The sequence below is a fragment of the Pseudoalteromonas sp. Cn5-37 genome (assembly GCF_021532495.1).
Lineage (GTDB): Bacteria > Pseudomonadota > Gammaproteobacteria > Enterobacterales > Alteromonadaceae > Pseudoalteromonas > Pseudoalteromonas simplex.
In genome coordinates this window covers 1-3,728 of record NZ_JAKGBA010000069.1, presented here as the reverse complement: position 1 = coordinate 3,728, position 3,728 = coordinate 1, and the positions used below count along the sequence as shown (strand labels likewise).

The following is a 3,728-nucleotide window of genomic DNA, read 5'->3' as shown; positions in this document are numbered from 1 at the left end:
AATCGCCAACTGGTTGAAGCGATGATCAAAGTGAAGGCGCTAAATAAGATCAACACCCTTGGTCTGCCTAAATATCAGTAAGTTAAGTGAGTTTATTAGAGAGCTGCATTTGATCAACAAGGCCTTTAATCGTTACATTTTAATACGTCAATTCTTAGCCAAGCATGGAGTGCTCATTTTTGTATCTGCATGCTTAATTAGCATGGTTGTTTTAACACCATTACTTGCCGCTATTGTGCTTACATTGCCTGTTAATGACTTACCCTCAAATGTTGCCAATCTAACTCCGGGAGGCAACCTAGACATTATCAATAAGTACAATTATCAGTTTATGTTTTTATTTTTAAGTATCTCTACACCCATTATCTTGGCGTTTGAACGCCAGCAGCACCACCATAAATTAGAAGAAATTGCCAAACAGCAAATAAAAACAGAACTAAAGCTATTGCAGCAGCAAATTAATCCGCACTTTTTATTTAATACTTTAAATAACTTATATGCACTTGCATTAACAAAATCAGAAAAGACACCTGAATTGGTATTACAGCTGGCTGACTTACTGAGATACACCGTCTATGAAGGGCAAAAACCATTTGTTCTACTCGAAAAAGAGCTAAATTACATTAAAAACTTTCTTGAACTTCACAAGATAAGGCATGCAAATAACTGTAGATTTAACCTAGCATGGCCTGAAACTAGTCACCCTCTTTATATAGCGCCACTGCTTCTTATTATTTTAATCGAAAACGCCATAAAGTACGGTGTTGAACACGCACAAGAAAACGCTGAAGTAACGATAAAACTATCCTTAAATGGCAACGCTTTAACGTTATATTGCGAAAATAGCATTCCTCGCAAAAACAATAATGATAATTCAGGCATGGGGCTAAACAATTTAAGGCGCCGTTTAGAGCTTCTATATCCAGAAAAACATATTTTATTGGTGCATAACCACAATGGACTTTGGCAAACCACCCTCTCTTTGGAATTATCAAATGATTAAAGCAATTATTGTTGATGATGAACCACTTGCTCATCAAGTAATTCTTCATCATTTAGAGTCGTATTCAGATATCAAAGTAGTTTCTCAGCATTTCAGCGCAAAAGATGCTTTGTACCAATTAGCAAAATCAACTATTGATGTCGTTTTTTTAGATATAAACATGCCAGAGTTGTCAGGGTTAGAACTCATTCAATCACTCGCTAACCCGCCTCAAATTATCATTGTGAGTGCTTATGAAGAATATGCACTCGCAGGTTACGAGCTAAATGTTACTGATTATTTACTCAAACCTGTATCTGCACAACGTTTACAGCAAGCAATAAATAAAGTCCGTGAACGTATTTCCCAAACGCCGAAAAGTAAAACAATCACCCTAAAAGTAGATCGCGAAAAACGCAAGTTTAGCTTAGATACAATTGAATACATTGAAGCGTATGGAAATTATGTAAAAGTACACCAAGAAGACCAAACGATCCTCGCAACAACAACCCTAAAACAGATCTTAGAGCAGCTATTAGGCTCATTCACTCAAATCCATAAATCATACATGGTGAATAACAGCAGAGTCATAGCCGTTACGAACGAACATGTAGAGCTAGATACTGGTGATAAGATAAAAATTGGTAAATCATTTAAAGAACACAGCAAAGTTTTACTTTAGAGACAACTTCTCAAGTGATCTACAAGTGTCTTATGCTGTGAGCTTGGCCAATGAACGCCTTCTGAAGAACATGGTGTTATTAATTCAAAGCAGTTAACGAAACAGCAGTTGTTGCTGTCAGCAACATTTTTAAACTCTTCCACTAACCGTTTTGCTTTTAGCTCTGCTCCTGCATAAATAGATTTATACGCGCCAACCTCATACACCGCTGGCGGGCTTAAAATTATTATTTTGGGTAATTCACGGTGCCGATAATAGTTTTTTATATCTAAAATAAGTGCTTCTAGTGCGTTGGCAATATCAACAACCGACAGCGCAAAACGGCGCTTTAAATCATTCGTGCCGAGCTGAATAACAATCACATCTAAATGATAAGCCGCTAGGTAAGGCTCTAGGTATTTAATGCCCAGTTTATCACCACTGAAAGGTGGGTCGTTCACCAGTGTACGATTGGGCTGGCCAGCTTCAATCACTTGGTAGCCGGCACCTAATTTAATACCCAGTAAACTAGGCCAGCGCTCATCGGCTGCAAAGCGTTTACCATCGACGGGCGAAATACCATAGGTGTTTGAATCACCAAAACATAAGATATTCATTAGAATGGATTCAGTGTGTAACTTTGCTGCTGCAACTGAGCATGCGCGGTCATTGCCGATAACGCCATTTGCACACCAGGAATAAGCTGTTGCTGTTTTACCTTCATGTGCGTTGCAGACTGCCCACACACATAAACAACGGTATTATACGCTAACAATTGAGAGATCAATTGCTGATTTTTATTGTCACTGGCAAAGCGCTGTTTATAAAAACTGTTTTCCAGTACATCAACACTTGCGCCACCATGCACAACCAAAGCAAGTTGAATGTTCTCAGGCTTCACACCATGGGCTATGTGCATATTAATGAACCGTGCTAATGAGTTCATATTGTTATTCTGCGCCCCTTTTTCTGCCGCATCAGCTACATCAAATGCCACTTTAAAAACCGTTTGATCAGAGATTGGTGCATGGTTTGGCACATCATAATAAAAACCAAAACCTTTGATAGCAGGCTCAGCTTGCTCTGCATGACTAAACGAAGATAACAAGGCTAAAGATAAGCCTAACAGTGTTGATTTCATAAAAGTTCCTGTTGCTTTTTACTCTAGCCTACCTTGTTTAAACGCGTTTAACTAGCATCAATATGTTGGTGTGCTTTGAAGGTCATGCCTAAGTAATTAAAGGTGTTTTTAAACATCTCGATAAACGCGTTAGGTGCGTGAGCAGACCCTGCATTTGAGAGCAATGAAAACTGCTTTTCACGCAGTGTTCTCAGTTTTGGCCTGAGTGCGTCATCATCCATGTAGTCAGTGATCCGGTCTAAAAATGCTTTAAACTGCGGTGTGGTGTTATACCAATACACTGGCGATGCCAGTACCCAGTGTTGATAATTCAACAGCGCTTCAAATACCGCATAAAAATCATCATTTTTATATTGCTTATCGTAGCAATATGGCGAAATAACATAGTCATCTAGACATACTACATCGCCGCCATATTGGGTTTTATAATCATTAACTTGTAAGCTCGTGTTACCCGTTTTTCGTGCACTTGAATAAATAATTACCGTGTTTGTTGTTGGTTTTTGTTGCATGACTATCACTCCTTTTTTATGATGTGTGCAGCGTAAAACCTCAAGCTAACTTTAGGTCAACACCTTGGAGCAAATTATGTCAGATAAAAAACTTATTGATGCAAACCTAGCGGTTGGCTTTGTGGCAAAACGCAGTGGTGTAAAAGTTTCGACCTTGCATTTTTATGAGTCAAAAGGGCTTATTCGCAGCTGGCGTAAAAAAGCTGCGCAAACCAACTACGGTTAAATGTAGTCAAACACTCATCATTTGAAATGCGTGCTTGTTTGTTTTTAGGTTTTTAAGGAGTTACTTTTAAAGCTTATAAGTGAATATTAAAAATAGGTTCCTTCGATTAAAAAGCGAGGTAGTGAATCACTTTCAACCGTTACAGTATTACCCATATCTCGCCACATACATGCCATGCCCAACAGTTGAAGAGGTAAAAATGATTC

The 3,728-nt window shown here is 38.5% G+C and carries 6 protein-coding genes and 1 pseudogene; 3 read left to right on the top strand and 4 right to left on the bottom strand.

All coding sequences use genetic code 11. The features are described from left to right. The first annotated feature begins 109 nt into the window (after nucleotides 1-109). Together L1266_RS21955 and L1266_RS21950 are read left to right on the top strand one after the other, a co-directional pair. Complete coding sequence (locus L1266_RS21955; protein WP_235378348.1) at nucleotides 110-1,003, top strand: sensor histidine kinase; 894 nt, start codon at nucleotides 110-112, stop codon at nucleotides 1,001-1,003. Further along, on the top strand, nucleotides 996-1,664 hold the full coding sequence (locus L1266_RS21950) for a LytR/AlgR family response regulator transcription factor (protein ID WP_235378347.1): 669 nt from the start codon (nucleotides 996-998) through the stop codon (nucleotides 1,662-1,664). The genes L1266_RS21955 and L1266_RS21950 overlap by 8 nt, the downstream gene beginning before the upstream one ends. Here L1266_RS21950 and L1266_RS21945 read toward each other — a convergent pair. The 3 genes from L1266_RS21945 to L1266_RS21935 are packed head-to-tail and all read right to left on the bottom strand — an operon-like array spanning nucleotide 1,661 to nucleotide 3,296. Next, on the bottom strand, nucleotides 1,661-2,260 hold the full coding sequence (locus L1266_RS21945; protein WP_138599233.1) for an SGNH/GDSL hydrolase family protein: 600 nt from the start codon (nucleotides 2,258-2,260) through the stop codon (nucleotides 1,661-1,663). The genes L1266_RS21950 and L1266_RS21945 overlap by 4 nt on opposite strands. Then, a complete protein-coding gene (locus tag L1266_RS21940; RefSeq protein WP_235378346.1) occupies nucleotides 2,260-2,784 on the bottom strand; it encodes a DsrE family protein in 525 nt (174 codons plus the stop codon). The genes L1266_RS21945 and L1266_RS21940 overlap by 1 nt, the downstream gene beginning before the upstream one ends. Nucleotides 2,785-2,831: 47 nt before the next feature. Then, nucleotides 2,832-3,296, bottom strand: coding sequence for a flavodoxin family protein (locus tag L1266_RS21935; RefSeq protein ID WP_054554022.1), 465 nt, complete (start codon nucleotides 3,294-3,296; stop codon nucleotides 2,832-2,834). Between the two features lie 76 nt (nucleotides 3,297-3,372). On the opposite strand from L1266_RS21935, the pseudogene L1266_RS21930 reads away from it, so the two are divergent. Then, nucleotides 3,373-3,516: pseudogene (locus tag L1266_RS21930) on the top strand (MerR family DNA-binding transcriptional regulator); the annotation flags it as partial. A 92-nt stretch (nucleotides 3,517-3,608) separates the two neighbouring features. Here L1266_RS21930 and L1266_RS22550 read toward each other — a convergent pair. Then, on the bottom strand, nucleotides 3,609-3,728 hold a 120-nt coding region (locus L1266_RS22550; protein ID WP_442960615.1), incomplete at its 5' end, for an Imm49 family immunity protein.